This window comes from Peteryoungia aggregata LMG 23059 (assembly GCF_030814435.1).
GTDB lineage: Bacteria > Pseudomonadota > Alphaproteobacteria > Rhizobiales > Rhizobiaceae > Allorhizobium > Allorhizobium aggregatum.
In genome coordinates this window covers 267288-294180 of the sequence record NZ_JAUSUW010000004.1, presented here as the reverse complement: position 1 = coordinate 294180, position 26893 = coordinate 267288, and the positions used below count along the sequence as shown (strand labels likewise).

The 26893-nt window shown below is 61.0% G+C and carries 26 protein-coding genes; 12 read left to right on the top strand and 14 right to left on the bottom strand.

The annotated features are described in order from the left end of the window. Nucleotides 1-20: 20 nt before the first annotated feature. Genes J2045_RS08840 through J2045_RS08825 form a run of 4 tightly spaced genes read right to left on the bottom strand, consistent with a single transcriptional unit; the run spans nucleotide 21 to nucleotide 4516 of the window. On the bottom strand, nucleotides 21-1634 hold the full coding sequence (locus J2045_RS08840) for a 5-oxoprolinase subunit B/C family protein (RefSeq protein WP_307371782.1): 1614 nt from the start codon (nucleotides 1632-1634) through the stop codon (nucleotides 21-23). A gap of 7 nt (nucleotides 1635-1641) precedes the next feature. Further along, entirely contained in the window at nucleotides 1642-2448 is an 807-nt protein-coding gene (locus J2045_RS08835; protein WP_307371779.1) for a putative hydro-lyase, read from the bottom strand. A gap of 21 nt (nucleotides 2449-2469) precedes the next feature. Beyond that, nucleotides 2470-3234, bottom strand: a complete 765-nt coding sequence (locus tag J2045_RS08830; RefSeq protein WP_307371777.1) for a LamB/YcsF family protein — start codon at nucleotides 3232-3234, stop codon at nucleotides 2470-2472. Nucleotides 3235-3256: 22 nt separating this feature from the next. Continuing rightward, nucleotides 3257-4516: an NRAMP family divalent metal transporter gene (locus J2045_RS08825; protein ID WP_307371774.1), complete on the bottom strand. Its 1260-nt coding sequence runs from the start codon at nucleotides 4514-4516 to the stop codon at nucleotides 3257-3259. A gap of 328 nt (nucleotides 4517-4844) precedes the next feature. Here J2045_RS08825 and J2045_RS08820 point away from each other — a divergent pair, with 328 nt between their 5' ends. Next, complete coding sequence (locus J2045_RS08820; RefSeq protein WP_307371771.1) at nucleotides 4845-5495, top strand: GntR family transcriptional regulator; 651 nt, start codon at nucleotides 4845-4847, stop codon at nucleotides 5493-5495. A 10-nt stretch (nucleotides 5496-5505) separates the two neighbouring features. Here J2045_RS08820 and J2045_RS08815 read toward each other — a convergent pair whose 3' ends face one another. Then, a complete protein-coding gene (locus tag J2045_RS08815; RefSeq protein WP_307371769.1) occupies nucleotides 5506-6285 on the bottom strand; it encodes a TetR/AcrR family transcriptional regulator in 780 nt (259 codons plus the stop codon). Nucleotides 6286-6362: 77 nt separating this feature from the next. Here J2045_RS08815 and J2045_RS08810 point away from each other — a divergent pair, with 77 nt between their 5' ends. The 5 genes from J2045_RS08810 to J2045_RS08790 all read left to right on the top strand — a co-directional run bounded on the left by J2045_RS08810 (nucleotide 6363) and on the right by J2045_RS08790 (nucleotide 11007). Then, complete coding sequence (locus tag J2045_RS08810; RefSeq protein ID WP_166600512.1) at nucleotides 6363-7448, top strand: putative urea ABC transporter substrate-binding protein; 1086 nt, start codon at nucleotides 6363-6365, stop codon at nucleotides 7446-7448. A 35-nt stretch (nucleotides 7449-7483) separates the two neighbouring features. Next, nucleotides 7484-8302 (top strand): ABC transporter permease, encoded by an 819-nt coding sequence (locus tag J2045_RS08805; RefSeq protein WP_307371766.1) that lies wholly within the window; start codon nucleotides 7484-7486, stop codon nucleotides 8300-8302. 1 nt (nucleotide 8303) lies between these two features. After that, on the top strand, nucleotides 8304-9092 hold the full coding sequence (locus J2045_RS08800; RefSeq protein WP_307371764.1) for an ABC transporter ATP-binding protein: 789 nt from the start codon (nucleotides 8304-8306) through the stop codon (nucleotides 9090-9092). Between the two features lie 14 nt (nucleotides 9093-9106). Continuing rightward, on the top strand, nucleotides 9107-10417 hold the full coding sequence (locus J2045_RS08795; RefSeq protein WP_307371761.1) for an NtaA/DmoA family FMN-dependent monooxygenase: 1311 nt from the start codon (nucleotides 9107-9109) through the stop codon (nucleotides 10415-10417). Between the two features lie 62 nt (nucleotides 10418-10479). Beyond that, nucleotides 10480-11007, top strand: a complete 528-nt coding sequence (locus J2045_RS08790; protein ID WP_307371759.1) for a flavin reductase — start codon at nucleotides 10480-10482, stop codon at nucleotides 11005-11007. A 90-nt stretch (nucleotides 11008-11097) separates the two neighbouring features. Here the strand turns inward: J2045_RS08790 and J2045_RS08785 are convergent, their stop codons facing one another. The 4 genes from J2045_RS08785 to J2045_RS08770 all read right to left on the bottom strand — a co-directional run bounded on the left by J2045_RS08785 (nucleotide 11098) and on the right by J2045_RS08770 (nucleotide 15496). Beyond that, nucleotides 11098-11607 carry an acyl-CoA thioesterase gene (locus tag J2045_RS08785; protein ID WP_307371757.1) on the bottom strand — a complete coding sequence of 170 codons (510 nt, stop codon included), beginning with the start codon at nucleotides 11605-11607 and terminating at the stop codon, nucleotides 11098-11100. A gap of 95 nt (nucleotides 11608-11702) precedes the next feature. Continuing rightward, a complete protein-coding gene (locus J2045_RS08780) occupies nucleotides 11703-12548 on the bottom strand; it encodes a hypothetical protein (RefSeq protein ID WP_307371755.1) in 846 nt (281 codons plus the stop codon). A gap of 1047 nt (nucleotides 12549-13595) precedes the next feature. Beyond that, nucleotides 13596-14360 carry a class II aldolase/adducin family protein gene (locus tag J2045_RS08775; RefSeq protein WP_307371753.1) on the bottom strand — a complete coding sequence of 255 codons (765 nt, stop codon included), beginning with the start codon at nucleotides 14358-14360 and terminating at the stop codon, nucleotides 13596-13598. Further along, a complete protein-coding gene (locus J2045_RS08770) occupies nucleotides 14357-15496 on the bottom strand; it encodes a TauD/TfdA family dioxygenase (protein ID WP_307371750.1) in 1140 nt (379 codons plus the stop codon). The genes J2045_RS08775 and J2045_RS08770 overlap by 4 nt, the downstream gene beginning before the upstream one ends. Before the next feature lie 134 nt (nucleotides 15497-15630). Here J2045_RS08770 and J2045_RS08765 point away from each other — a divergent pair, with 134 nt between their 5' ends. The 6 genes from J2045_RS08765 to J2045_RS08740 all read left to right on the top strand — a co-directional run bounded on the left by J2045_RS08765 (nucleotide 15631) and on the right by J2045_RS08740 (nucleotide 21887). Beyond that, on the top strand, nucleotides 15631-16512 hold the full coding sequence (locus J2045_RS08765; RefSeq protein WP_307371748.1) for a LysR substrate-binding domain-containing protein: 882 nt from the start codon (nucleotides 15631-15633) through the stop codon (nucleotides 16510-16512). 628 nt (nucleotides 16513-17140) lie between these two features. Beyond that, a complete protein-coding gene (locus J2045_RS08760) occupies nucleotides 17141-18454 on the top strand; it encodes an ABC transporter substrate-binding protein (RefSeq protein ID WP_307371746.1) in 1314 nt (437 codons plus the stop codon). Nucleotides 18455-18562: 108 nt separating this feature from the next. Further along, nucleotides 18563-19261, top strand: coding sequence for an ABC transporter ATP-binding protein (locus J2045_RS08755; protein WP_307371744.1), 699 nt, complete (start codon nucleotides 18563-18565; stop codon nucleotides 19259-19261). Beyond that, on the top strand, nucleotides 19254-19985 hold the full coding sequence (locus J2045_RS08750) for an ABC transporter ATP-binding protein (RefSeq protein ID WP_307371741.1): 732 nt from the start codon (nucleotides 19254-19256) through the stop codon (nucleotides 19983-19985). The genes J2045_RS08755 and J2045_RS08750 overlap by 8 nt, the downstream gene beginning before the upstream one ends. Next, nucleotides 19978-20877: a branched-chain amino acid ABC transporter permease gene (locus J2045_RS08745; protein ID WP_307371738.1), complete on the top strand. Its 900-nt coding sequence runs from the start codon at nucleotides 19978-19980 to the stop codon at nucleotides 20875-20877. The genes J2045_RS08750 and J2045_RS08745 overlap by 8 nt, the downstream gene beginning before the upstream one ends. Continuing rightward, the gene (locus J2045_RS08740; RefSeq protein ID WP_307371735.1) at nucleotides 20874-21887 is read left to right on the top strand and encodes a branched-chain amino acid ABC transporter permease; all 1014 of its coding nucleotides are present in this window, start codon (nucleotides 20874-20876) and stop codon (nucleotides 21885-21887) included. The genes J2045_RS08745 and J2045_RS08740 overlap by 4 nt, the downstream gene beginning before the upstream one ends. Here the strand turns inward: J2045_RS08740 and phnN are convergent, their stop codons facing one another. Genes phnN through phnE (J2045_RS08715) form a run of 5 tightly spaced genes read right to left on the bottom strand, consistent with a single transcriptional unit; the run spans nucleotide 21888 to nucleotide 26873 of the window. Beyond that, complete coding sequence (gene phnN / locus J2045_RS08735) at nucleotides 21888-22484, bottom strand: phosphonate metabolism protein/1,5-bisphosphokinase (PRPP-forming) PhnN (RefSeq protein WP_370873051.1); 597 nt, start codon at nucleotides 22482-22484, stop codon at nucleotides 21888-21890. It abuts the gene before it with no gap. After that, complete coding sequence (locus J2045_RS08730) at nucleotides 22481-23617, bottom strand: alpha-D-ribose 1-methylphosphonate 5-triphosphate diphosphatase (RefSeq protein ID WP_307371732.1); 1137 nt, start codon at nucleotides 23615-23617, stop codon at nucleotides 22481-22483. The genes phnN and J2045_RS08730 overlap by 4 nt, the downstream gene beginning before the upstream one ends. Nucleotides 23618-23621: 4 nt before the next feature. Continuing rightward, a complete protein-coding gene (locus tag J2045_RS08725; RefSeq protein WP_307371730.1) occupies nucleotides 23622-24323 on the bottom strand; it encodes a DUF1045 domain-containing protein in 702 nt (233 codons plus the stop codon). 53 nt (nucleotides 24324-24376) lie between these two features. Beyond that, a complete protein-coding gene (gene phnE / locus J2045_RS08720) occupies nucleotides 24377-25903 on the bottom strand; it encodes a phosphonate ABC transporter, permease protein PhnE (protein ID WP_307371728.1) in 1527 nt (508 codons plus the stop codon). 7 nt (nucleotides 25904-25910) lie between these two features. Then, complete coding sequence (phnE, locus tag J2045_RS08715; protein WP_307371726.1) at nucleotides 25911-26873, bottom strand: phosphonate ABC transporter, permease protein PhnE; 963 nt, start codon at nucleotides 26871-26873, stop codon at nucleotides 25911-25913. Nucleotides 26874-26893: the final 20 nt, after the last annotated feature.

The window sequence follows — 26893 nt, the reverse complement described above, 5'->3', positions numbered from 1 at the left end:
CATCGTCTGCATGCGTCGGTTCAGCCCCTCGCTGGGGTGATCTCCGCGAACTGCGTCACGGGCCGGAATCTGATTTTGGCATTGACCGGGATCTGTCCGGCAAGGTCGTGATGATATTCCGCAACCGTTGCAATCACCGGATATCCGCCGGTCAGGGGATGATCGGCGAGAAACAGCACTGGCTGGCCGCTGTGGGGCACCTGGATGGCGCCGGTGGCCGTTCCCTCGCTGGGAAGCTCTGTCTTGTCCTTGCGCTCCAAAGGCTTGACGCCGGAGAGACGAATGCCGACGCGGTTGGATTGCGGGGTCACGTCGAAGACCTGGGTCGCAAGCGTCTCGATCCCGCGCTCCGTGAACCAGTCGCTGCGTGGTCCCATGACGACGTCGAGGGTTACCGTTTCTCCAGCTGCCGGCGGCTCGAATGCCCGGGTCTCGTTCAATGAAACGGGGACAAGGCCCGCAGTTCCCGCGCAGATGGCGAGAATCGTCCCTGAACCAACAGGATCCGGACCGACGAGCGCCAGCGTATCTGTCGAGGCACTGTCCAGAACCGGTTGCACGGCAAGTCCCCCGCGGAATGCGAGATAACTCCTCGCGCCTGTCTGGGCGAAGCCGAGGCTCACGACATCGCCAGGCTCCAGTGAGACTGGCTGATAGCAATCGGCATTCAACATGCGACCGGCCTTTTCGCGGATCATGATCGGGCATGGGGCGCCTGTCAGAGCCATAACCGCGCGCTGGGAGACCTCGAAGGAAAACCCGCCAAGCGTGATCTCAAGACAGGCCGTGCCGACAGGGTTGCCAACCACGCGATTCGCAGCCCTGAACGCACCTTGGTCGAGAGCGCCGGATGACGACACGCCCTGGCCCGCCTGCCCGAAGCGGCCGAGATCCTGCACGAGTGCAGGCATGGGGGCTGCGATCACCGTGATGGTTGCGGCAGGCTCCAGCGTGTTGCCGACGGCCGGCGCCGGCCGGATCGTCGCAGTCGCAGTCGCAGTCGCAGTCGCAGCCTGTGGCCGTTTTGCCGTGTCGACGAAGCGCACCCTATAGCCCGGCTGGAAGAGTGCGGGAGGATCGCGTGTGAGATCCCACATCTTGAGCGGCGTCGTACCGATAATCTGCCAGCCGCCAGGGCTCGCCTGAGGATAGACCCCGGAAAAGGCTCCTGCGAGTGCCACCGAGCCCGCGGGAATTCTGGTGCGCGGGCTCTGCCGGCGCGGTACCTGAAGCGCAGGATCGCCGCCGACCAGATAGCCGAAGCCGGGGGCAAAACCGCAGAAGGCGACCGTGAACTCGCTAGCAGTATGCCGCTCGATCACTTCGTTGACGGAGAGCCCGGTGAGATCAGCGACGTCGTTCAGGTCCTCCCCGTCATAGGTGACTGGGATTTCGACCAGCATGTCGGACGGCGGGATCCTGGCAGACAGGTCGCGATGCGCAATCTCTGCAGCCAGCCTCTCTGCCGATAGCGTCTGGGGATTGAAGCGGATCATCAGCGTGCGGGCCGCAGGCACGACATCGATGAGACCGGCCACAGGTTCGGCCTCAAGCGACGCGAAGAGCGCCAGCGTTTCGTCGAGATCCTTCAATTCGACGATGAGGACAGTCAGGCTGACGGGAAGAAAACGCATCGGGGCCTCAGGCGTGATAGGCAGAATCAGGGATGTCGGTGATGAACATGTGACCCGGCGCATGCGTGATGGCAAATGGGACTTTGGACGCCATCACCGCCGCCTGGGGCGTGACGCCGCAGGCCCAGAAAACAGGGACTTCGCCCGGCTTGATTCGCACGGCATCACCGAAATCGGGCTTGCCGAGATCTGATATGCCGAGCTCTTCCGGAGCGCCCACATGCACGGGGGCGCCATGAACGGCGGGGAAACGGCTGGAGATTGTCGCCGCATCGGCCACGCGCGACGCCGCGATATGCCTCATCGATACAACCAGATTGCCGTGCAGCCGACCGGCAGGACGACATGGGCGGTTGGTCAGATACATCGGTACGTTCGACCTGTCGATGATGTGGCGGATCTCTATGCCCGCCTCCATCATCGGCGTCTCGAAGGTGAAGCTGCAGCCGATCAGGAAACTGACGAGATCGGCATGCTCGGTCCAGGCCACGGTCGCATCCGTGACTTCCTCGACAAGCTGGCCGTCCCGCCAGATGCGATAGAGCGGTACATCCTTGCGCAGATCGGCGCCCCTGGCGAGCACGGTCGCATGTGAGCCCGGATCGGAAACGTCAAGCACGGGGCAGGCCTTCGGATTGCGCTGAGCATAGAGCATGAAGTCGAAGGCCCAGTCCCTCGGCAGGACGATCATGTTGGCCTGGGTAAAACCCGGTGCCACACCGGAGGTTGGTTCGATTGCGCCGGTGCGATAGCGTTCGCGGGCCGTGCGTGCCGCAGCCGGATCGACATGACGCAGGGTCTCAAGAGCAATCATGATGTGTCTCCCCGAGGAGCGTCAGCGATTGAGGAAGGAGCGGACGGCAATACCGTCCTTCTCGAAGGCCTGACGGATTTCCCGCGCGATCGCGACCGCCCCTGGGCTGTCGCCATGGACGCAGATGGACTGTGCGTCGATCTTGATGGTCGAGCCATCGATCGCCTCGATCGTACCCTCATGCGCGAGCTGCAGCATGCGCCGGGCAATGAGCCCTGCATCATGCAGCACGGCCCCCGGCTCCCGGCGGGAAACGAGCGCACCTGATGGTGTGTAGGCGCGGTCGGCAAAAGCCTCCGCGACCACCTTCAGCCCGGATGCGCGGGCGAGCTCCAGGATCGGTGAGCCTGCGAGCCCCATTATCACCAGCTTCGGATCGATCGCCCGGATGCCGTCGATGACAGCCTGTCCCTGTTTCGGATCATGGGCGATGCGGTTGTAGAGCGCGCCATGCGGCTTGACGTAGCCGACCGTAACACCAGCGGCTGCCGCGACGCCCTTGAGCGCACCGATCTGGTAGATCACATCGGCGGTTAATTCCGCCGATGTGACATCCATGTCGCGCCGACCGAAGCCGACGCGATCCGGGTAGGAGACATGCGCACCGATTGAAACGCCCCGCTCTGCGGCAGCCTTGACGGTCTTCAGGATACCGACCGGATCGCCGGCATGGAAACCGCAGGCGACGTTGGCGCTGGAAACGATGGAGAGCATCGCCTCGTCGTCGCCCATGGCCCAGGCGCCATAGCTTTCGCCGAGGTCACTGTTCAGGTCGATGGCGGTCATGTCTTCCTCCCTGTTGTCGTTCTCAGGCCGCAGACAGCAGCGCGAAGATCGGTCCGATCGATTTGTAACCCATGTACCAGGTGAGCGCGCAAGTGATCGCGCCCAGGACCAGCAGCCAGCGCGGATAGCGATAGCCACCCATAAGGTCTGAGCGTGCCCAGGCCGCATAGATGAAGATCGACAGACCGATCGGCAGGATGAGGCCGTTCAGACCACCGACGAAGACCAGCATCTGCGCCGGCGGCGTCGTGATGATCACGTAGAAGAACAGCGAAACGGCGATGAAGATGACCGTTGCGATGTTGCGCCCGCGCTCGGTGATATCAGGCTTGAACACGGTAATGAACGACACCGATGTATAGGCAGCACCGATGACCGAGGTGATCGCAGCAAACCAGAGCACGGCGCCGAAGATGCGAAGACCCACGTCACCTGCAGCGGCCTGGAAGGCTTGTGCTGCCGGGTTGGCACCCTTGCCGGATACGTCGATCACGACGCCGCTGGCAACGACACCAAGGATCGCGAGGAAGAGCACGTAGCGCATGACGCCGGTAACGGCGATGCCGGAGAGAGCCGCACGGTTGACGGCGCTGAGGTTCTCGATGCCGACCGTGCCCTTGTCGAGCAGGCGGTGCGCGCCGGAATAGGTGATGTAGCCGCCGACCGTGCCGCCGACGATGGTGGTGATCGTCGCGAAGTCGATCGTCGAGGGAAGGAAGGTCTGGAACAGCGCATCACCGACGGGCGGCTGTGAGACGAAGGCCACATAAACGGTCAGGATGATCATGGCGACGCCTGCGACGACGATCAACCTGTCGATCGCGACACCTGCCCGGTGTGACAGGAATATTCCGATGGCGATCAGCGCGCTGAGGCCGCCGCCCCATTTGGGGTCGAGACCGAGCAGTGCGTTCAGACCCAGGCCCGAGCCACCGATATTACCGATATTGAAGAAAAGTCCGCCGATGATGACGAGGACCGCCAGCAGATAGCCGGTGCCGGGAATGGCGGCGTTGGCGATGTCCGAGGCACGCATCTTCGTCAGCGTGACGATGCGCCAGATGTTCAACTGCACCACGAAGTCGATCAGGATGGAGGCGAGGATCGCAAATGCAAAGGCAGCGCCCAGTTTCGTCGTGAAGGTCGCAGTCTGGGTAATGAAACCCGGTCCGATGGCTGATGTCGCCATGAGGAAGATTGCAGCGATCAAGGCACTGCGGCGCGTCTTGGCGGACATGCCGCCGGATACGGCTCCGTCGGGAGCTGTCGAATTCTGTTCCATGTTACCCTCTCGGTTGACCTGTCTCCCGGCTTACGCGGGGCTTGTTGTTCACCTGCGAGGTCAGCCTCTCGTGGTTTCACAATTCTGTCAATATTGTTCAACGATTTTATTTTATCGTTCTACTTTCTGCTGAGTTATTGGGCATTTTGCCTTCCGTAAAGGTGGTGGAAGGCCTCCTTTCGAACAATTTTTGGTCGCTTTCGACTCCGCTTCTTGCTGCTGTTGCGCGCATGGAAGATAAAGCGGCTTGATCGATGTCGATCTCTCCAGGGGTTTTTGAGCCGTCGACGGAGAAGAATCGATGGGGCCAGGCCAGCTGAGGACGTTCATGGCAGAAACAGATCATACGGCGGCCCTGGCGCCTCGCCTGGCCGAAGCAATTCGCGACAAGCTGATCAGTGGAGATCTCAAGCCAGGGCAGCGTCTGTCGGAGGCTGTCCTGACGGTTGACTTCGAGGTCTCCCGCAATTCACTGCGCGAAGCCTTTCGCCTTCTGACGAAGGAGGGGCTTCTGCATCACGAGCCAAATCGGGGTGTGTTCGTCGCGACGCCGAGCATGGCTTCCATCATCGATCTCTACCGTGTGCGCCGTGTCGTCGAAGGCCAGGCGTTGGCCAATGCCTATCCCAACCACCCGGCTGTGGCACGCATGCGCCTGGCTGTTGCCGCAGCGCGCGCGGCGCGCGACCGGAACGACTGGACGGCCGTCGGCAGCGAGAACATGAAGTTTCATGCGGCGATCGTCGACCTCGCCGACAGCCAGCGCCTGAACAGCTTCTATGCGCAGATCGCTGCAGAACTGCGTCTGAGTTTCGGCCTTCTCAAGGAGCCCGAACCGCTCCATGCGCCCTATGTCGAGATGAACGCCTCGATCCTCGAAAAGCTTGAGGCGGGCGACCCTAGCGGCGCGGCAGCGGCGCTGGAGGCTTATCTCCTGCAGTCCGAACGCACGGTGCTTGCCGCCTTTTCCAGGATTTAGTCAGGGTCCCTCAGGGACGGAGTTGCTCCACGAGCAGATCACGGAGCTCCTCGATATCTTCGGCAACACGAACCTCACCCCGGCTTTCCGCAGCGTGAAAGATCCCGTCGAGGTGAAGGCCGATGAAGCGCGCCAGTTTGGGCGCTCCGACCGGCCGGTAGCGCCCGTCTGCCATGCCGGTTTCCAGGGTCGAGACAACCAGTTCACGTTCGAAGCGATAGAAGCCCTGGACCAGCGCATCGAGCTCTGGATCTTTCACCGGCTGAGCTGCCTGGTCCGACATGAGCTTGACCATTCTCGACATCATCGTGGGCGCCATCATTCGATGGGTCGCAAACCATGCGCCGATATCTGCCAGAAAGTCGGCGCGGTGCTCTTCGCGGCGCCTCTCATAGTCATCCGTAATCTGTCCGAGGGCGCGGGCCAGCACCGCACGGATCAGTTCATCCTTGCTGCTGAAGTAGTGGTAAAGCAGGGCAACGTTTACGTTACAGGCAAGCGCAATGTCACGCATGGTGACGACACTGAAATGTGACGTGCCGACGAGGCCGAGCGTCGCATCGAGAATGAGCTCAATCCGTTTTTCCGGATCCAGTCTCTGTCTTGCCACCTTGTTCAACTTGCCGGCTTCCTCATTCGGTTGTTGTCGAGCCGTTACCGCCACTTTTGGGACAAGGCCAGCAGAAATTGACTGACTGGAATATGTGCAGCGCAGCATCTCTGGTCGCTCAAAAAACGAACTATCTCCTAAATATTTGATTTCGTTTGCCCAAAAATTGATCTTCGTCATTTTTGCACTTGCGAAGCTATTAAACGCTTGCTTAGTTAAGCGCAACTCATCCCGCTACCCGACCTGGAGAAAAGCCGATGACGTCTTCATTGCGTGCCATTGCCCAGTCCATCACCCTGGCAGCCGCGCTGGCGGTTGCCTCTATCCTGCCGGCGCAGGCCGCCGGGAAAACCAGCTTCAAGGTCGGTTACACGATCTATGTCGGCTTCATGCCGATGGGCTATATGAAGGAAAGCGGAATTCTCAAGAAGTGGGCGGACAAATACGGCATCGAGATCGAGATGCTCGCCGTCAACGATTATGTAGGCTCGATCAATCAGTTCATCGCCGGTGACCTTGATGCGGTCGGAGTGGCGGGCATGGATGCACTCACGATGCCGGCTGCCGGTGGCGTTGACACCTCGATCTTCCTGATCACCGACTACTCGAACGGCAACGACGTGCTGATGTCCAAGTCGGCCACCTCCGTGGCCGATCTGAAGGGCCAGGACGTCTACCTCGTCGAGTACAGCGTGTCCCACTATCTCTTGAACAGAGCGCTCGTCATGAACGGGCTGAGTGGGGTCGGCGAGGTGAAGACGATCAACATCTCCGATGCCGATATCGCCGCCGCCTATCTCGCCAATCCCGATATGCAGAACGCAGCCGCCTGGAAGCCGATGTCGGCGGATATGCTGGCCGGCTCCACGCAGAGCAAGGTGCTCTTCGACAGTGCGCAGATCCCTGGCGAAATCATGGACGTCTTTATCGGCAATACACAGGTGTTGAAAGACAATCCTGCCTTCGGCAAGGCTTTGACGGGCGCCTGGTATGAGACGCTCGCAGCACTGAAAGCCGGTGGCGCCGAAGCCAAGCCTGTCAACGACTACATGGCGTCTGCATTGGGAACCGACGAAGCGGGCCTCAAGACCCAGATCGATACGACCTTCTTCTTCTACACCCCGGCCGAAGCGGCGACCTTCCTGACCGATGCCAAGACGGGCATCATCATGGATGACATCCGCAAGTTCTCCTTCGACCGCGGCCTGTTCGGTCAAGGCGCCACCTCGGTTGATGCCATCGGTATCGAGCTGGCTGACGGGACGGTGCTTGGTGACCCCGCCAACATCAAGCTGAGGATCGACGCCTCCTACGCCAGGCTCGGCGCAGAAGGCGGGCTCTGAGGTTGAAGGGCGCGGGACGGGCAAGGGGACGAACCATGAAGCGGATCATCAACTACCCACCGTCCCGAGGCCAGCGTCTCTTTCTCGGTGTCCTGCCCTTCATCCTGATTGCCGTCGTCTATCTCCTGGCATCCGAAGCCCGTTTGGCGGTCAACCCGAGCGACAAGCTGATGCCTGGCGTTGTGTCCTTCCTGTCGGCCATGCAGCGCATGATGTTCGAACAGGATCGTGCCAGCGGCATGCTGCTTTTCTGGTGGGATACCTATCTCAGCCTCTGGCGGCTCTTTGTCGGTCTCGGCCTGTCCGCGTTGATGGGGCTGGTTCTCGGAACGCCGATCGGCTTCATCCCGCAGCTTCGGGCAGCCTTTGACCCGGTGCTTGCGGCGATCTCGCTGGTGCCGCCGCTTGCCGTCCTGCCGATCCTCTTCATCCTCTTTGGCCTCGGTGAAGTCTCGAAGATCGTGCTCATCGTTTTCGGGGTCGCGCCCTTCCTGATGCGCGATGTTGTGCTGCGTGTCGACGCCATCCCGCGCGAACAGATCATCAAGGCCCAGACGCTGGGTGGGTCCACCTGGCACATGCTGATCCATGTCGTCCTGCCCCAGGTCATGCCGGGCCTGATCAACGCGGTCCGCCTGTCTCTGGGCGCCACCTGGCTCTTCGTCATCGCAGCCGAAGCGATCACGGCTGAAGGCGGCCTCGGCTACCGCATTTTCCTCGTTCGGCGCTATCTCGCGATGGATATCATCCTGCCCTACGTCATCTGGATCACGCTTCTGGCTTTCGTCATTGATCTTGCACTCCGCAGACTGTCGGCCCGGCTCTTCCCCTGGTCCGTCCTGAGGGAGAGTTGAGATGGTCGAGATCGTCTTCGACAAGGTCTGGAAGGAATATGGCGACGCCATCGTCCTGGAAAATGTCAGTCTGACGCTGAAGGACCACGAGTTCCTGTCCATTGTCGGCCCGAGCGGTGTCGGCAAGACGACGCTCTTGCGCCTGCTGCTCAGTCAGGAGGTTCCGACCCGAGGTGAGATCCGCATCGATGGCCAGCTGATCGCCGGCGAGCCGACCGAGGATCGCGGTGTTGTCTTCCAGCGTTACTCCGTCTTCCCGCACAAGACAGTGCTCGGCAATGTCATGCTTGGCCCGGAATGGCGTAGCTCGGCCTTTCTTGGCAAGCTCTACGGCTCCCGCCACAAGGCGCTTTTGGAGCGCGCCCACGCACTGCTCGAACGTGTCGGTCTGAAGGACGCCGTCGACAAGTATCCGCAGCAGCTGTCCGGCGGCATGCAGCAGCGGCTGGCGATTGCGCAGGCCCTGATCATGCAGCCGAAGGTACTTTTGCTAGACGAGCCCTTCGGCGCGCTCGATCCGGTCACCCGCAAGAGCATGCATGTGCTGATCCGCGAATTGTGGACCGAGCGACAGATGACCATCGTTATGGTGACCCACGACATGGGCGAGGCCTTCGAGCTTGGTACGCGCGTCATCGCCATCGACAAGCACCGCCATGATCCGCAGGCACCTGAACGGTACGGCGCCGGCATCATGTCCGACTTCGAGGCCAAGCCGAGGATCGTGCGCGAGTCCGCCCTCTTCGAGTTCAACCGTTCCAAGATCATCCCACTCCAGACTGCCCGTTGAAAGAGGAGAGCCCTATGGCCAAAAAGATGCACCTCGCCTGGTTCATGAACTTCACGCCGGACGAATGGCGCGAACCCTTCGGCCAGGGCGGTAATCCCTGGGACGGGCGCTTCTACATGGAAATGGCCCAGACGCTGGAACGTGCCTGCTTCGACTACATCATGATCGAAGACAAGCTGATGGTGCCGCAGACCTATGGCGGCTCGCGCGATTTCGCCTTGAAGAACGCAATGATGGTGCCGAAACACGATCCGGCACCGCTGGCCACTGCCATGGGCATGGCGACCTCACGGCTCGGCGTCGTCGCCACGATGTCGACCATGGCCTATCCGCCCTTCCTTCTCGCCCGGCTCTGCTCGACCATCGACAGCCTGACGCGCGGCCGCTTCGGCTGGAACATCGTCACCAGTGCCGAGGACCTCGCTGCCAAGAACTTCAACATGGACAAGCTGCCGCTGCGCGAAACGCGCTACGAGATGGCAGAGGAGTATATGGAGGTCGTCAACAAGCTCTTCGACAGCTGGGACCACGATGCCGTCGTCCTCGACCGGGAGAAGGGCATCTATGTCGATCCTTCAAAGGTCCGCACCATCGATCACGTCGGCAAGCACTACCAGGTGCGCGGACCGCTCAACACCGTGCCGTCGCCGCAGCAGCGACCCATCTATGTCCAGGCCGGAGCTTCACCGCGCGGTCGCGATTTCGCTGCCCGCTTTGCCGATTCGATCATCTCTGTGGCCTCCGGGCCTGCCGAGATGAAGGCCTTTCGCGACGATATCCGGGGCCGCGCTGCAAAGGTCGGTCGCGATCCCGACGAGATCAAGGTGCTCTTCTGCGTTACGCCGACACTCGGGGAAACCGAATTCGAGGCGCAGGAAAAATACAAGCGTCAGGTTTCTTCGGACTATTTCATCACCGACACGCTTGCCTCGATCTCGGCGATCACCGAAATCGATTTCTCGCAATTCGACCTCGACAAGCCGCTGCCGGAAAAACTGGTCACCAATGGCGAATCCGGCTCGCTGGACAAGTTCCAGCAGTGGGGCAGCGGCAAGACATTGCGCGAGCTGGTCGTCTCCGGCGGCGGCGGCCTTGTTTCATCGGTTGAGCTGATCGGTACGCCTGACCAGGTTGCCGAGCGCATGGGCGAGGTGATGGACGAGGTCGGCGGCGACGGCTTCCTGATCACCACGCCAGTGCTCCGTGTCTCTCGACGTTATCTCACGGAAGTGGCCGATGGTCTGGTGCCGGCGTTGCAGAAGCGCGGGTTGGCCCGCACATCCTATGCCCACGAACTCCTGCGCGACAACCTGCGGGAATTCTGAGAGCGGCGACCGATCGCTGCTCGTGAAGGCTTGTCCCCTCAACCCAAAGACAAGGATCCGTCATGACAGAGCTTCATCTCGCTCCCTTGGGCTCCAGGCTCCCTCTGCCGCCCGTAACGCGCGAAACTTACCGCAACGGCATGGCTTCGCTTGCCGCAGCCGTGAACCTGATTGCAACGGACGGGCCGGCAGGCCGCGCGGGCTTCACCGCAACCGCCGTCACCAGTGTCACCGACGATCCGCCGACTTTGCTGGTTTGCCTCAACCGGGCCAGCTCTGCGACGCCGGCGGTGCTGGAAAACAAGGTCGTGTCGGTCAACGCGCTGGCACCCGGCCATGAAGCCGTCTCATCTCTCTTCGGTGGCAAGACACCTATGGAGGACAGATTTGCTGCCGCCCGCTGGACGCCGGGCCAGACGGGCGCACCGCTGCTCGAAGACGCTCTCGTGTCATTCGACTGCGAGGTGACAGAGACTGTTGAAGTCGGCACACATTTCATCCTTATGTGCCGCGTTGTGGATGTGAAGGCCGGCGATCGGGAAGCGGCGCTTGTCTATTTCCGTCGCGCCTATCAGGCCGTCAGTACCTGATGGTACCGAGCGGGGTCGGCTATGCCGCCTTCGACATCGCGAATGTCTTTCGGTTAAGGACGAGCTGTCCGGCACCCTGAAGTGCTGCGCTTAGTCGTTCGAATGCGCTTCATCGGCAGTTTGACTTGCTTCCTTGAAGCGTGCCTCGAATTCGAGGCGCAGCGCCCGGCGTGTTTCCGCGGCACGTTGCCGACGCTTGCGGACTTCGCTCTGTGGAGCATAGGTGGGAACGGCTGTCGGCCTGCCTTCGGCATCGACGGCAACCATGGTGAAGTAGCAGGAATTGGTATGCCGCCGCTCGCCGGTCCGGATGTTTTCGGCCTCTACGCGAATGCCGACTTCCATGGAGGTGCGACCTGCGTGGTTGATCGAGGCCCGGAAGGTCACGAGTTCGCCGACATGGATCGGCTGGCGGAAAACGACCTGATCGACGGAGAGCGTGACCGCATATTGTTGCGAGTAACGGGAAGCGCAGGAATAGGCGACCCTGTCGAGGAGATTGAGCAGGGCTCCGCCGTGTACCTTGCCGGAAAAATTCGCCATGTCAGGCGTCATCAGTACAACCATCTCGAGCTGGCTGGTGTCGTGTGTCTCTTGCATTCATACCCCTCGGAGCCATTGTATCCGCAGAGCTTATTGCGCTGCAGCGATAGTGCAAGCACCACAGGCCGGTAGAAGGGTAATCCGGCGCAGAATCAGGCCGAACGCTGCGATCCGGTTTCGACCTGGTCAGCCGTCTCGCCCGCCCAGCCCCAGAACTTCAGGTGAAAGTCGCGTATATCATCCAGCATGCGCGGGGTCAGTGCCGTGCGGTGACTACGGCGCTCCTGAAGAATGAAACCAGAGCTTTCTGCTGCGTTCAGGACGTTGCGGAGATGAGAGTGGGAAATCCCCAACCGATCGGACAGGTGTCGTGATTCGATCGAAAACCAGCGCTGCCCGATGTCGCCCGGATGCTCGTAATGCGCTCTGACGAGCGCGAGCGCGATGCGATCGCCGCAATCGAAGCTGTCGAACCATGGCCAGGCCCCAGTGCCGGCCAGATAGGTTCGAACGTGACCGAGCATGAGCCGGGCGGCCGCAATGTAGCGCAGCGCGAACTCGTCATCATGCTTGATCCGGTGAGCGGTTCCGGTCGGCACGAGACCGGCGACCTCGGCGCAGGCCAGATGGTGGGATAGCCACGTCTTCAACCCGTCCAGGAGGGGTGGTTTGGCCACAAGGACCCTGGCACGGCGATCCTGATCATGATCGACAGATTCGATGAAGCCGGCAAAGCGGAGGAGTGCAAAGAAGCCGGACAAGGTGCGGGATCGCCCCATCTCCGCCTGGATCCGCGTCAGGGTCGGACGGTCGCCTATTCCCAGTTCTGCCTCGCAATGCATGACGGCCAGGAGGCCTGCGGCATGGGACTGGAGATTGCGACCGAAGATCTTGTTGATCAGCTTTTCGCCGAGATGCATCGGCAGGATGCTGTTGGCGCAGTAGAGGATCGCATCCTCATAGGCCTGATCATCCAGTTTTGACCTCAATATGTCCATTGTTCCACACATCTCCATCGAGAGCCGGACAACGCTAACATGATTTCAAGGATTGTGCCGTGACCTCGATTACACGCGGTGTTGGAGAAGCTGGGCACTCCACTCGCGCGCCTGCGGTGATATCCATATGGATTTTGGACTTTCTGACCTCAGGATGTTCGGCGATCATAGATTTGTCGGGACACGCTCCCGTCGCATCCGCCGGGCTATATGCGGACTGTTGCCATGCCTATCCTTAATGCGAGGCCTTTCATCACGCCCGCGCGTTGGGTTTGCCGCAAATCTCTGACTTTCATGCCCCGGCGGATTGCCGGCCGATCACCGTGATCTTTCCGCCAGCGTCAAGGGCCGTAAATACCAGGTCGCCGCTGGCAGGTACGACCGAGGTCAATCCCGTGACGTTGACCTGATGTGTTACGAGTACGGATGGGGTTTCCGGTCGCCGGCTTGCAAGCCACGCGCGGAGAGCGTCCGTCTGCTCACGTCCATCCTGCAGTCTGCCAAAAAACGAATTGAGGAGGGGCTGTTCGGCGACTGGCCCGAGATGCAGAAGCGCAGCGGTCTCCAGGCAGCGGCACCACTGGCTCGAAAAGATGCTGGCTTGCGGTATGCCATTGGCCCGGAACAGGATCGCCGATCCTCAGCGCCTGGGCACGGCCGTCGGCGGAGAGGTTTCTCTGCGTGCTGCAGTCCCCAATATGGAAGTCCGGCGGGTCGCCAGTGCCCGGGGCCGTGGCGTGCCGCAGCAGCACAAAGCAGGTCCCTGCCCGCAGAGCCGCCCACGGATCGGCGGCCGCTGCGCCGCGAGGCGAAAGGGCGAGAAGTGAAGTCAGCAAAAGTTGCCGGCGCAGGAGCATGCCAGATCTCCGGTTACGTTCCGCGAAGGGTTACCTCGCAGATACGGGATCTGCCGCAATCAGATCATTTGGCCCGCCTTCCGAGTGGCTCGGCACACCGCCACCACCGCGACGCACCTGATCATCTCAAGCCGCGTGTGGGCGGCGATCATGTCGGGTGCCTGCCATGGCGTGTCCGGCGGCACGGATGTCACATCTTGTAGCTCGGGTCGTCACGCTCAAGCTCCGACTTCAGATGGTCGAAGTGGCGAATTGCCATGCCACGATAGGGTCCCCAGCCATCTGCGGTCGCCTGCGCCACCTCGTCGGAGAGAATGGAGAGCGGTTTTCCCGTAGAGAGCGCGAGGATCATGGTCTGAGCCGCCTTTTCGAAGAAGTAGAGGTCTTCGAATGCGTCCGCCACGGTTTCTCCTGCGATCGACACTCCGTGATTGCCCATGACCAGAACGGACTTGCCTTTCATCATGCGGGCAAGGCGTATTCCCTCCTCCTGCGCGTCCGCGATGCCCCCGAACTCCAGGTCGTAACCGATACGCCCGAAAAAGCGGGCGGTGTTGTTGTCGAGCGGCAGCATTGTCGGATCCTTGAGACAGGCCAGCGCCAATGCATAGGGGGAATGGCAGTGCAGGATCACGCGGGCTTCGGGCAACATGCGATGCAAGGTGCCATGAACCACCCATGCAGAGGGATCGGGCGCATTCGGACCCGTCATCACATCGGGATCATCGGCATCAAGAAGGAGGAGGTCGCTGGCCTTTATGCTGGCGAAATGTTGCCAGCGTGGGTTCAGCAGAAACTTCCGACCGCTCGGAGAGACGGCCGCGCTGAAGTGGTTGCCAACGGACTCACTCCAGCCGAAGCGATGGCAAATGCGGAATGCAGCCGCGAGCTCCTGTCGCAACAGGGCCACTTCCTGCGGTTCGGCCACGTCATTCTTCAAGGGAGTATGGCTCATGCCTTGAACCGTCCTTCCGAGACGAGCGCACGATAGGTCGAGCGCATTTCCGCCCGATCGGCATAGCAGCCGCGCAGATAACGGTCACCGCTGGTCGCGGAATAGGCGAGCCTCCCATGTACGATCCGGTGGTTGTCGAACACCATGCACTCACCCGCCTTCATCATGAAACGCATCATGAAGCGATCATCCTGCAGCATCTTTCCGAAGCGGCAGAAGGCGGGATAGTAGGTGTCCAGCAGGGTCTGAGGCAGATCGAAGATGTCCGCCATATGCTGGCTGATGGTCAGTCCCGATACCTCGCCATGCTGATCCAGTTCGATCACCCGTTGGCGGGACCGCATGTCGTAGTCATCATGCTCGCAATAGAAGGGGATGTCGATTTCACTGAGCAGGCGAAAGCCCTCGGGATCGATCGTCCGGAATGCGTTGGCCACTGCCACGCCATCCGAATAGATGCTCAACCCGCCCTGCACGGAATTGGCGCGGCAATGCAAAAACTGGATCCCCGGTGCGTATTCCTCGGCAGGCGTATCCGTATGCAGCTCAAGTGCTTTCGCCGTGTAAGCGGTGTTGGTCGGGTTGATGTGGGTCTTCACGTCGAAATACTCGCCGAAGAAGGTCGGTCTCACATGCCCCATGAGCCTGACAGTCTCCGTCAGCCCCTGATCGCTGTCTGGCATGTCTGTGACAATCGTCAAACCCTCGACAATCATGGCCCTGATCCACTCGGCGACCAGCTGCTTGTCTTTCAAAAGCTCGGGTTGAGAGAAACGCGGGATCTCAGGATAGTGATCGCTGAACCATGCCTTGCGTGCAAGGTCCGCAGGGTCGGCGCGATGCTTTCCACTGACATAGTCGGCAAGCATGATGAGGGGGTAGCGCGAAACGTGTGTTTCGTTGGCCCATGAAATGACGAGGTCCTTTCCGTCGACCTCTGCCGAAGCCGCACGCGGTGGCTGTTCAAGGTGAAAGATATCGAAGCTGCGTTCGCGCGTTGTCCTGTCGAATGAGGACGAGCAGTTGTCGCGCAGCCAGTAGTAGTTGAAATAGGCCGTGGTGTCCGCGCTAAGCTGTAGCTGGAGACCGTTTTCCTGCAATACGACAGCCTGCTGATGCAGAAAATGCGTGTTCATGACAGCCATCCCTAGCTTATTCTAGATCTCCGGTGCTTCCTGATGGAAGTCCCTGTGAGCATAGGTTATGCTCACATCGCTCCATTGGAAATGCTGGAAAAACTACCTGTAGAATAAGCTCAGGATTATACTGAATGCCCTCGGCCATTCCTCCTCTCAGGCTGCTAACCGTTTTCGATGCAGTCAACAGATGCGGCAGTACCCGAGGTGCTGCCCGCGAACTGAATGTCACCCAGCCGGCGATCAGTCAGGCCATCCGTGCGCTGGAGGAGCATATCGGCGTCACCTTGTACGACCGCGGGACACGACCGGTTTCCCTGACATCGGCGGGCGAAATCATGAGAGCCGGGGTTTCTCAGGGCTTGAGCCGTATTGCCGAGGCGATCGAGCGTGCTCAAGCTGAACACGGCACGGACGAAAACTCCGTTACGATTGGTTGCACTGTGGGAACGGCAACCTATTGGCTGATGCCGCGCCTGGCGGGGTTCTACGCAGACCACCCGCAGGTTGCAGTCAACGTTCTGACCACGATCGACAGTCCCAACGTCACCCATGGTGTCGACATGGTCATCCGCTATGGCCTTGGAGCATGGGAGGACGGCGATGTGACCAAGCTGTTTGACGAGAGGCTCGCTCCGGTGTTCAGCCCCGCCCTTCACGACCCGCCGCGTTCACTCTCAGATCTAAGGCACGCGACGCTTCTCCATGTGGTCAAGACTGATCCGACCTGGTTGTCCTGGAAGGACTATTTCGAACGACTCGGTCTGCCGGAAAATCGATTGCGTGGTCGCAACTTCTCCAACTATGTCCAGGCGACCCAGGCTGCCCTGTCCCAACAGGGTGTCATGCTGGGCTGGCATTCCAATACCGGCGACCTCATTCGGGAAGGTCGGCTTGTCGCTCTTGAGGGCGGTGAGTACGTCCCGCGAGAGGCCTTTTATCTGGTGGTGCCCGCCAGAAGTCGCGAGCGGGAGGCCTGTCGATTGTTCGCCAACTGGATCCTGCGACTGAGGTAGGGCTCGTGCATCCCCATACCAAGTCCGCACGTTGTCAACAGGTGGCCATGGTTCGGTGCCATTCAGCGTTCCGGCTGCAGTGATCGAACGACCGGCGGGCCGCCGATCCACTTGCGGGTTTCCGGATGTCGGACTCGAATTTGATGAAAATATAGATGAATTTCACTATATAGTGAATTTTTCCGGGCCCCTGAAGCTATGCCTGCATCCAGGGCTGAATTGCAAAAAATCAATTCTTTCAATCGCTGCAGCAGACCATACGCCACTGCGTGTTGTCGGTGTGATCAACTGGCACGCCTGTTGCAGATTATCAGGCGAACCGCTTGAGGAGGCGGCTCGGAGGAATCAGCAGTAACGCATATGTCGCCTGGGCAGCCGAACGTGGCCGACTTCCATGGGGGCGGAGCCATGCCTGAAACTTCCCGCAGCAAGGGTTTGGGAGGCCTGTCAGTCCTGTACGTCAATCATCGCGTGTCCCTGCGGGACGGTCTCTGTCCGATCTCTCCGCACATGTGCGCTGCCGCTCTTCGCTGCGGCGACGATGGTTTGCGGCGTTACTCGGTTCGGTCGCCAGATCCGTCCACTTAAACTCTTTTCCAACGCACCATTGAATCTCGGGAGGATTACGATGAATGAAATGAAAGTTGAAACCACACGCCGTAAACTGTTGCAGGGAGCCGGCATGGCTGCGGGTGGTGTGGTTGCAGCGCTTGCAGCGCCCGCCTTCGTCCGGAGTGCCTTTGCATCGGGTGATACCATCAATATCGGCTGGGTGAACGCACGCTCCGGCCCCCTTAGCGCGTTCGCCGAAGCTGATGAGTACGTCCTCTCACTGGTCAATGCCGCCTTGACGGGAGGGGTGGAGATTGGTGGCAAGACCTATGCGGTGAATTTCGTTCTGAAGGATACGCAGTCCGATCCGGTGACGGGTTCGAAAGTGGCGAAGGAACTGATTTCCTCCGACATGGTCGACATCGTGATGACCTCATCCACGCCGGAAACGATCAATCCGGTCGCCGATGCGTCCGAGGCCGGCGGCGTACCTTGCATCTCAACCGTGGCTCCCTGGGAGGCCGTCTATTTCGGTCGTGGCGCCAAGCCCGGCGCACCGTCGCCGTTCAAGTGGACCTATCACTTCTCGTTCGGCGCATCGGACTTTGCAGCCGTCTATGCCGACCAGTGGTCGAAGATCGAGACCAACAAGAAGGTTGGCGTTCTCCTGCCGAACGATGCCGACGGCAATGCCATCCGCGCCATCATGATCCCGGCGCTGGAAAAGGCAGGCTTCACGGTCACCGATGCCGGCCCTTACGAAAACGGTTTGACCGACTTCTCCGCACAGATTTCCACGTTCCTCGATGCCGGGGTGGAGATCGTCAATTCCTTCCCCTTCCCGCCGGATTTCCCTGTGTTCTGGCGCCAGGCCGCCCAGAGAGGGCTCGCTCAGCGGGTCAAGATCATGCAGGTGGCGAAGGCCGGCCTCTTTGAACCAGAACTTGAGGTTTTGGGGGAGCTTGGTAACGGGATCGCCGCCGGCGCCTACTGGCATCGCGCCTTTCCGTTCGTTTCACCCGTTACCGGCAAGACCTGCAGCGAATTGGCTGACGGCTTCGAAGAGGCGACGGGCAAGCCCTGGAGCCAGCAGGTCGGGGCGCAGATGGCGCTTTTCGATGCCACAATCGGGGCGCTGAAGGCATCCGGAAATCCCAAGGACAAGGCTGCGGTCGCTGCTGCCTTGGCAAGTCTCAAAGTCGAGACTGCCACGGGAATTGTCGACTTCACCGCTGGACCTGTTCCGAACTGCGCCGCCACCGGTCTCGTTGGAACGCAATGGATGATGAAGGAGGGCGGGAAATTTCCCTTCACGCTGGAGGTCACCTCCAATGTGCTCGTCCCGGATGTGCCGATCACCGCGCCGCTCCAACCCTTCGAACTGGGCTGATTGACACGAAGCAACCTCGGCGCGGCGCCGTGTCCGCGCCGAGGTTCTATCGCGAGGTAGCGGGGTAAAGGATCTATGGGAATCATCTTGTCGGGAGCCTCTCTGAGCATGCGTTTCGGAGCGTTTCAGGCGGTCAAGGATGTCAGCTTCTCGCTGGCAGAGGGCGAGGCGCTGGGGATCGTCGGCCCAAACGGGGCGGGTAAGACCACGCTGTTTTCGCTGATCGCCGGCTCGCTGACACCGAGCGCCGGATCGATCAGCCTCGCAAGCGAAAGTCTTGTCGGCAAGGACGCGGCCGCGCGATGTCTTGCTGGAATCGGCCGCACCCACCAGGTGCCTCGGCCCTTTCTTGGCATGACGGTGTTCGAAAACGCGCTGGTGGCGGCGCAGCACGGTTCTGGTCTGCCTGCCGGGGCGGCGGAGCGTGGCGCCGCCGAGGCGCTCACAAGAACCGGTCTGTCGGCTCTGGCCAACCGTCCTGCCGCAGCCCTCGGTCTCCTCGACCGCAAGCGACTCGAACTTGCGCGGGCTCTGGCCACGGCGCCGCGGGTTCTGCTGCTCGACGAAATCGGTGGCGGATTGACCGAGGCTGAACTGATCACATTGGTCGGTCTGATTTCCGAACTCAAAGCGGACGGTCTCTCGATTATCTGGATCGAGCATATCCTGCACGCTCTGCTGAAGGTGATCGACCGCCTCATCTGCATGAGTGTCGGGGAAATCATTGCCGAGGGGGATCCTCAGGCCGTCATGCGGGATCCCTCGGTCATGGCCGCCTATCTCGGAGGTATCGAAGAGCATGCTTGAAGTCAGGAACATCCAAGCCAGACATGGTCTCCTGCAGGCGGTCAGGGGCATATCGTTCCAGGTCCGCAGGGGCGAGGTGCTCGGCGTCATCGGGGCGAACGGGGCGGGCAAGACAACTCTGTTTCGGGCGATCACCGGGGTGCATACCGACATGACAGGGTCGGTCTTCCTGAACGGACGGGATATCTCCACGCTACGTCCGTCGAAGCGTGTGGCTGCGGGGCTGGCGATGGTTCCGGAGGGGCGCAGGCTCTTTCCGGACATGAGCGTGCGCGAGAACCTGCAGGTTGCCGGTGAACATGGCCGCCCGGGTGAGTGGACGATGGACACCGTGCTTGATGCCCTTCCGGCACTAAAGCCGGTCCTCCGCTCGCTGGCGGGGAACCTGTCCGGTGGTCAGCGACAGGCGGTGGCGATCGGCCGCGCGCTGATGACCAATCCGGATGTCGTGATCATGGACGAGGTGTCTCTCGGCCTTTCTCCGATCGCCATCGAAGGTCTCTACGAATCACTCGCGCAGCTCAAGGCCAGCGGGAAGACCGGGATCGTCGTCGTGGAGCAGGACCTGCGCCGGGCGACAGGGTTCGCTGATCGCATCGTCTGCATGCTGGAAGGGCTCATCACGCTCGAAGGTGCCGCAGCCGAGCTCAGCCATGACGACATCACCAATGCCTATTTCGGTCTCGACAACACGGGTGGAGAAGGGAGGGTGTCGCATGCTTGAAGCCATCATTCAGGGCGTGCTGCTCGGCGGCTATTACGCGATCCTTGCGGCAGGTCTGTCGCTGATGCTGGGTGTCACGCGATTTCTCAACCTGGCGCATGGCGACCTCGCCATTCTGGCCGCCTATCTTGTCGTCCATCTCGTCGCCGTCTGGCACTTGCCGGTCATCTGGGCAATCGCTCTGATGCTGCCTGTCATGGCTGTCCTCGGATGGGCGCTCCAGGCCATGCTGTTCGGACGTACGATGCGTGGTGGCTTTCTCTTGCCCCTCCTGACGACATTCGGTCTCGGGGCCGTCATCCAGAACGGCATCTACGGTGTTTTCTCCTCAGATGTGAAATCCCTCGGGAACTTCATCGGAAATCTCGCATGGGCTTCGTGGAAGCTGCCCGGCGACATCTCGATCGGAAAGCTGCCCGTCTACATTTTCCTGGCTGCTGTCGTCGTTCTCGTCTCGCTGCAATTGTTGCTCAGCTTCACCAAGCTCGGGCGGGCGATGCGGGCCACCACGGTCGATGAGGAGGCTGCCGAGCTTTCCGGTGTCGATGCGCGTCTCATCCAACGTGCAACGGTTGCGATTGCGATGGTTCTGGCCGGTCTGGCCGGCACGGCACTCGCCATGCGCTCACTGATCAATCCCTATACCGGCCCAACGCAACTGATCTTTGCCTTCGAGGCTGTCGTCATCGGCGGTATTGGTTCGTTGTGGGGCACGCTTGCCGGCGGGATCGTGCTCGGTGTCGCTCAGAGTCTTGGGGCGATGCTCTCGCCGCAGCTCTTCCAGCTCTCGGGGCACCTCGTGTTTCTAAGCGTGCTCTGGTGGCGGTTGAAAGGCTCCGGATCCCTGGAGTTCTCCAGTTTCCTACGTTTGCTGAGAAGAGGGCGCGCATGACTGATTCCCGTTTCGAATTCCAACGCTGGACGCCAGAGGGCTTGCGCACAGTGTGGACTGCAGGCGCACTGCTCATCGTGCTGGCGGTGGTTCCGCTCGTCATGCCGGCGATTGCGGTCGAGAAGCTGACGACACTATGGATCTACATCCTGCTTGCCGTCGTTTGGAACCTGCTCGCCGGTTTCGCAGGCCTCGTTTCGGTCGGCCAGCAGGCCTTTTTCGGGCTCAGTGCCTATCTGACGCTGCGCCTCGTCGAGTGGGGCGTCAATCCGTGGCTCGCCCTCGTGGGGGCAGCCTTCATCGCCGGGGCAGTCGCCATCCCCATCTCGTTCTATGCCCTGAGGCTCAGGGGCGGTGAATTTGCCATAGCGACCTGGGTGATCGCTGAAGTCGTGCGCATCTGCGTGATGTTCGATCCCCTCGTACAAGGCGACACAGGCAATTCACTGATCGCCCTCAACGCTTATGCGCCCGATTTGCGTCGCAACGTGATCTATTGGCTCGGTCTTGTCGCCATGGCCGGCTTCCTGATCCTGTCCTTCAGGGTGCTGCGATCGAAAATCGGCAGTGCGGCTCAGGCGGTGCGCGACGACGAGGAGGCAGCCCTGTCGGTTGGGGTGTCCGTGATGCAGACGAAGCGGATCATCTTTGTCCTCGCCGCATTCGGGACCGCACTGGCGGGCTCGATCTGGCTCGCAAGCGCGATCACTTTTCTGCCGCGCACGAATTTCGGTGTGCACTGGACGGTGTTCATGCTGTTCATGGTTCTCGTTGGCGGGCTTCGGACCTTCGAAGGGCCCATCCTCGGTGCGCTGATCTTTTTTGCGCTGCAGGAGACATTCAGCAGCTATGGCGTCTGGTACCTCTTCGGACTCGGCTTCACCGCCATCTTCTTTGCGCTCGCCTTGCCCGACGGATTGTGGGGGCTGCTGCGCAAGAAGCGAGGCGGCGATCTCCTGCCCATGGGAACGCTGCTGGTGGACACATCCCAGAGGTCGGAGGGCTCCTGATCAGCGGTGCTGGAGTTGCCGCTGGATCAGGTCTACCAGAGTCCGACCGGCTAGAGCCAGTTCGCCGCTGTTGTCTATTGTCGCGACGTTGAGATCTGTCGGCAGGGGGGCGGTTGCACGTGCAAGGCGGGCCTCTATGTCGGCGCGGGTTTCTCGTCCCCTGGCCGCCAGGCGTTCGGCCAGGACTTCCGGATGTGCTGTCACATTGATCACAAGCAGCCTCGGGAAGGCTGATCGAAATCCCTGAAGCGCGGAGCGGGAGCCATTGGCGACTACGACATGACCGGCGGCGAGATCGTCATGCACATCCGCAGGGATGCCGTAGTCTAGGCCGTGGGCATGCCAGCTTACGGCGAAGGCTCCGGCACGATCGAGTGTCTGGAAGTCCTCGGTGCTGACTGCAAGATGGTCTTCACCCATTGCCTCCTGAGGTCTTGTGATAATACGCCGGACGAAGCGCAGGTCCTGCCGGCCTGCGAAATGATCGCGGGCGATGTCGATCAGGCTGTCCTTGCCGACACCGCTTGGGCCAACCACAACCACGAATAGGCCAGCGGAGGTTTCGGCGTTTCGCTCTTCGACGGGGTGTCCCATCATGCTACGCGCCGCCCTTCCCGCCAGACGGCGCGGATAACCGGAACACCTTGATCGCGGCGGACGCGGACGAGATCGGCGCGCAGGCCTGGCTCGATTCGGCCGCGATCGGCGAGGCCGACGGTGCGTGCCGGCGTGGCAGTCACCATGGCGACAGCCTGAGGAAGAGATATCTCCTTGATTTCGTCGGCGAGCACGAAGCTCGCATGCAGCAGGCTCAGCGGCACGTAGTCGGACGAGAGGACATCGAGCACGCCGCGTTTGGCGAGGTCACGGGCGGCGATGTTGCCGGAATGCGACTTGCCGCGCACGACGTTTGGAGCACCCATCAGCACGCTCATGCCGGACTGGTGAGATGCTTCGGCTGCCTCGATGCTGGTCGGGAACTCGGCGAGCTTTACGCCATGTCCCTTCGCTTCTTCGACATGGGCAAGCGTTGCGTCGTCATGGCTTGCGACCGTGATGCCGCGTTCGGCGCAGGCCTTGGCGAGGGTATCCCGATGCAGGGCCGAATAGCGCTCCGACAGCGAAAGGCGGCTTTCGACAAAGCGGGCGAACTGCTCGTCCGTCAGGCCGCGCTTGGTCTTGTAGTAGAGCGTGTACTGTTCCATCGTCTGGAACTGGCGCTGGCCCGGGGAGTGATCCATCAGCGAGACGAGACGGACATGCGGGTCGTGCGCGAAGTCGGCGAAGTGTTCGAGCACGTTGTCGGAGGCGACTTCGCAGCGAAGGTGGATCAGGTGTTCCGCGCGCAACCGGTCGTCGCGTTCGGCGGCCTGGATGGCATCGGCCATGTCGCGCATTTCGCCCTTGTCGAAACCGCCGTCTTCGTCGGAGCCCATGCGCAGGCAGTCGAAGACGGTGGTGATACCAGACGTGACGATCTGGGCGTCGTGCGCCTGGATGGCCGATGTCATGTGCCAGCGCACGCCGGGGCGGGGCGAATAATGCGATTCCAGGTGATCGGTGTGCAGTTCGATGAGGCCGGGGATCAGGTAGTCGCCGCCGAAGTCCTCGCCGGTGCGGCTCGAACCTTCGTCGATGGCGGCAATCTTGCCGTCGCGGATCACGAGGTTGCCGTCGACGATCCGGTCTTCGAGGATGATGCGGGCGTTGGAAAAAATCTGTTCGGACATGGGATCAGCCGTTCTGTTGGGCGGCCTTGAGCGGCAGCCTTGAATGGACGAGGAAGGGAGCGCCGCGCTCGGGCTCGACAAAGAGGGCGAGCCCGTCGATCCGCAGGGGGCGTCCGATGAAATCGGCAAAGCGATGGGCAAGGATGCCAGCCATCAGCGGTGCCTTGGCTTCTGGCACGGGCCCGGTCAGCGTCATGTGAAAGCGGAAGTCGTCGAAGACGTAAGGATAGCCCCAGCGCATCAGGTTTTCGCGCTCACGCGGCGGCAGGCTGTCCGGCTTGCGCCTTTCGATATCCGACTGCGAAAGCGGCGCGCGAAACGGCTCGAACGTTTCCACAACGCTGGCTGCGAAATCCTGCAGAGGCGGATAGAGCCTGTCCGGCACCAGAGCGAAGAAGTGACCCAGCTGGCCGACGATGGCCGCCGGGATGTCGAAGGCCGATGTCCTTGCAGCGAAGGCCTCGATGGCTCCTGTGAGTTCCGCTTCGCTCCGTCCATCTGCAAGATGGAAAGGCGCCTTGAGCGTCGCGTGAAAGCCATAGCGTCTGGGATCGGCGGTCAAAGCCTCAAGTTCGTCTGCCGCAAGATCATCTTCCGCGACCCTTCGGAACTCGGCATTGCTGAACGCATCGCGTCCGAGCCACTCCGCTGCTGTCAGGTTCAGCGGATCGTCTGCGGAGGGGGTGAAATAGAGGGCGTAGCGCAAGTGTATGTCTTTCGTATCAGGTCACGCGGGATGGTGACCCCGCGTGCCGAAAATCAGTGGCGACTCTTGCCTATCAGGCGCGAGCGCAGGCTATTGGAGATGGCATCGAAAATGAACACCACGATCAGGATCAGGAGCACCATGTAGGCGACATTTTCCCAGTCGGAATTGGTGCGCATGGCTTCCCAGAGCTTGAGACCGATGCCGCCTGCGCCGACCGCGCCGATGATGGTTGCCGATCGTGTGTTCGATTCCCAGAAATAGAGGGCCTGGGAGGCGAATACCGGCATCACCTGCGGCAGCACACCGAAGCGCTGGACGGCCGCTGCCGGGGCGCCGACCGATTTGACGCCTTCGCGCTGCTTGTCGTCGATGTTCTCCAGCGCCTCGGCATAGAGTTTCCCGAGCGTGCCGGTATCGGTGACGAAGATCGCTGAAATGCCGGCAAGCGGCCCGGGGCCGAAGGCGCGGGTAAAGAACAAGGCCCAGATCAGCATGTCGACGGATCGTACAAAGTCGAAGAAGCGCTTGGTGATCTGGTTGATCGGCCGGTTGCGGGTGATGTTGCGGGCCGCGACAAAGGAGAGCGGGAAGGCGATCAGCATGGCGAGCAGAGTGCCCATGAAGGCCATGACGATGGTCTGCAGAAGCTTGGTCCAGACGTCCAGATGCTGCCAGGAGGCGTTGTAGAGGATGTTGTTCCAGGCGAGTGCCAGATTGCTCATCTTCGGATCGATGCGGTCACTGGAGGTCACCTTGTCGAACACTTGCCCGGCGGACAGGCCGAAGAAGGGCGAGTTGGTGTCGAAGACAAAGTTTTCCCAACCGAAGAAGCGTTTGCGCACCCGGACGCGATCGGACGACACGTCGATCCAGCCGGCCGAGCCGAAGTAAGCGATGACTCGGCCGCCTTCGAGGCGCTGCTCCACCCAGTCAGCGCTGCTGCCCTCAATGGTGACCGTGTCCCGCTGCTGGTCGAGCAGCAGTGTCACGGTTTCATCGCCGCGCACCAGCATCACGCGCTCTCCGGCAAGGTCGATCCGGGCGCTGCCAGACAGTGCAATCCGGGCTTCCGTGATGACCTCTTCAGTCGCCACGTTTGGCGCGGTTACCGCGTTTTCTGTGGGAGCTGTCCCGGATTGTGCCTGGGGCGTCGGCGACGTCATGAAGCTGAACGTGGAGCTCGGTTTCGCAACGCTCGGCGCCGGAGCCGCTGCCGCAGAGGGCGCCGGCTCTGTGCGGGTGATCGTTTCGCGCGTCGTCTCGATCCAGTCGGGATTCGGGTTGGGGCCGATCGGGTCGAAACGGGGATAGGTGACGGTGATGGCACCATCCCGATCGATGTCGAATTCCGGTCTGATTTCGTAGGATACCCAGTCGGCCAGATAGTTGCCGGCGATACCCCAATTGGCCTGGGAGATGGTCTTGCCGATGGCGAAAAACCACCAGCAGAACAGGAGGTAGAAGGCCAGGATGCCGATCGAGAAGGGGATCCGGTAGCGTTGCCAGAGACTACGCTCCAGCACCTGCGGATAACGCTCGGCCAGACGGTTCAATTCGGCGGTGTTGATCATCGACATGGGAACCTCACGTGACCGACTGGAAGGCCTGATCGCCGACGAGCTTTTGGCGCAGCCAGGCTGAGAACTGGTCGACAGCAATGACGGTCGACAGAAGGAGAAGCACGATGGCGAGGGTCTTTGCTTCGTGGCCCTGGCCAATCGAAAGACGGAGCGCTTCGCCGATCCCGCCGCCGCCGACGGCGCCGATGATCGTCGAGGCGCGGACGTTGATCTCGAGACGCAGCAGGAAATAGCTCATGAAGTTCGGCATGACCTGAGGCGTGATCGCAAACCAGACGCGCTCGAACCAGTTTGCGCCAACGGCCCTCAGACCTTCATCCGGTCGCATGTCGGCGTTCTCGATGACTTCGAAGAACATCTTCCCGAGTGCGCCGATGGTGTGGACCGTGACAGCAATGATCGCCGGGATGGGGCCGAGCGACAGGATGGCCAGGAAGAAGCCGGCGATGACGACTTCCGGAAAGGCACGCAGGATTTCCATGAAACGGCGCACCGGCCAGCGGACCCAGTTGCTCGCCATGGTGTTCTTTGCGGCGAGAAAAGCGAGGCCATAGCCGAAGATCATCGCAATCACGGTGGACAGCAATGCGATGTTCACCGTCTCGAGCATCTTATGGAAATATTCGGGGATGTAGAGGCTCTCGGTGATGTAGAGCCGTCCCTCGGGATAATTGTATTTCAGGCTACCATCGTCATAGGGCGAGGGCAGGTCAAACATGGCACGCCAGATCTCCCAGCCATCACGAGGCGCCAGATCGCCGATAAAACCGAAGAGATACGGAAGACGGTCGAAAAACTTGCCGGAATTGGTCTCGTTGGCGAACCAGAGTGAACCGGTCACCGCCATGATCAGGACCACCACGCCAAGGCCCGTATACATGCGCCGCTTGGCCGCGAGTTCCTGCCAGTGGCGCTCGACGGCTGCGCCGCGTTCGCTCAAGATGGGCTGTGTCGCCGTCATGGCCATCACCGCAATTCCTCTGGAAA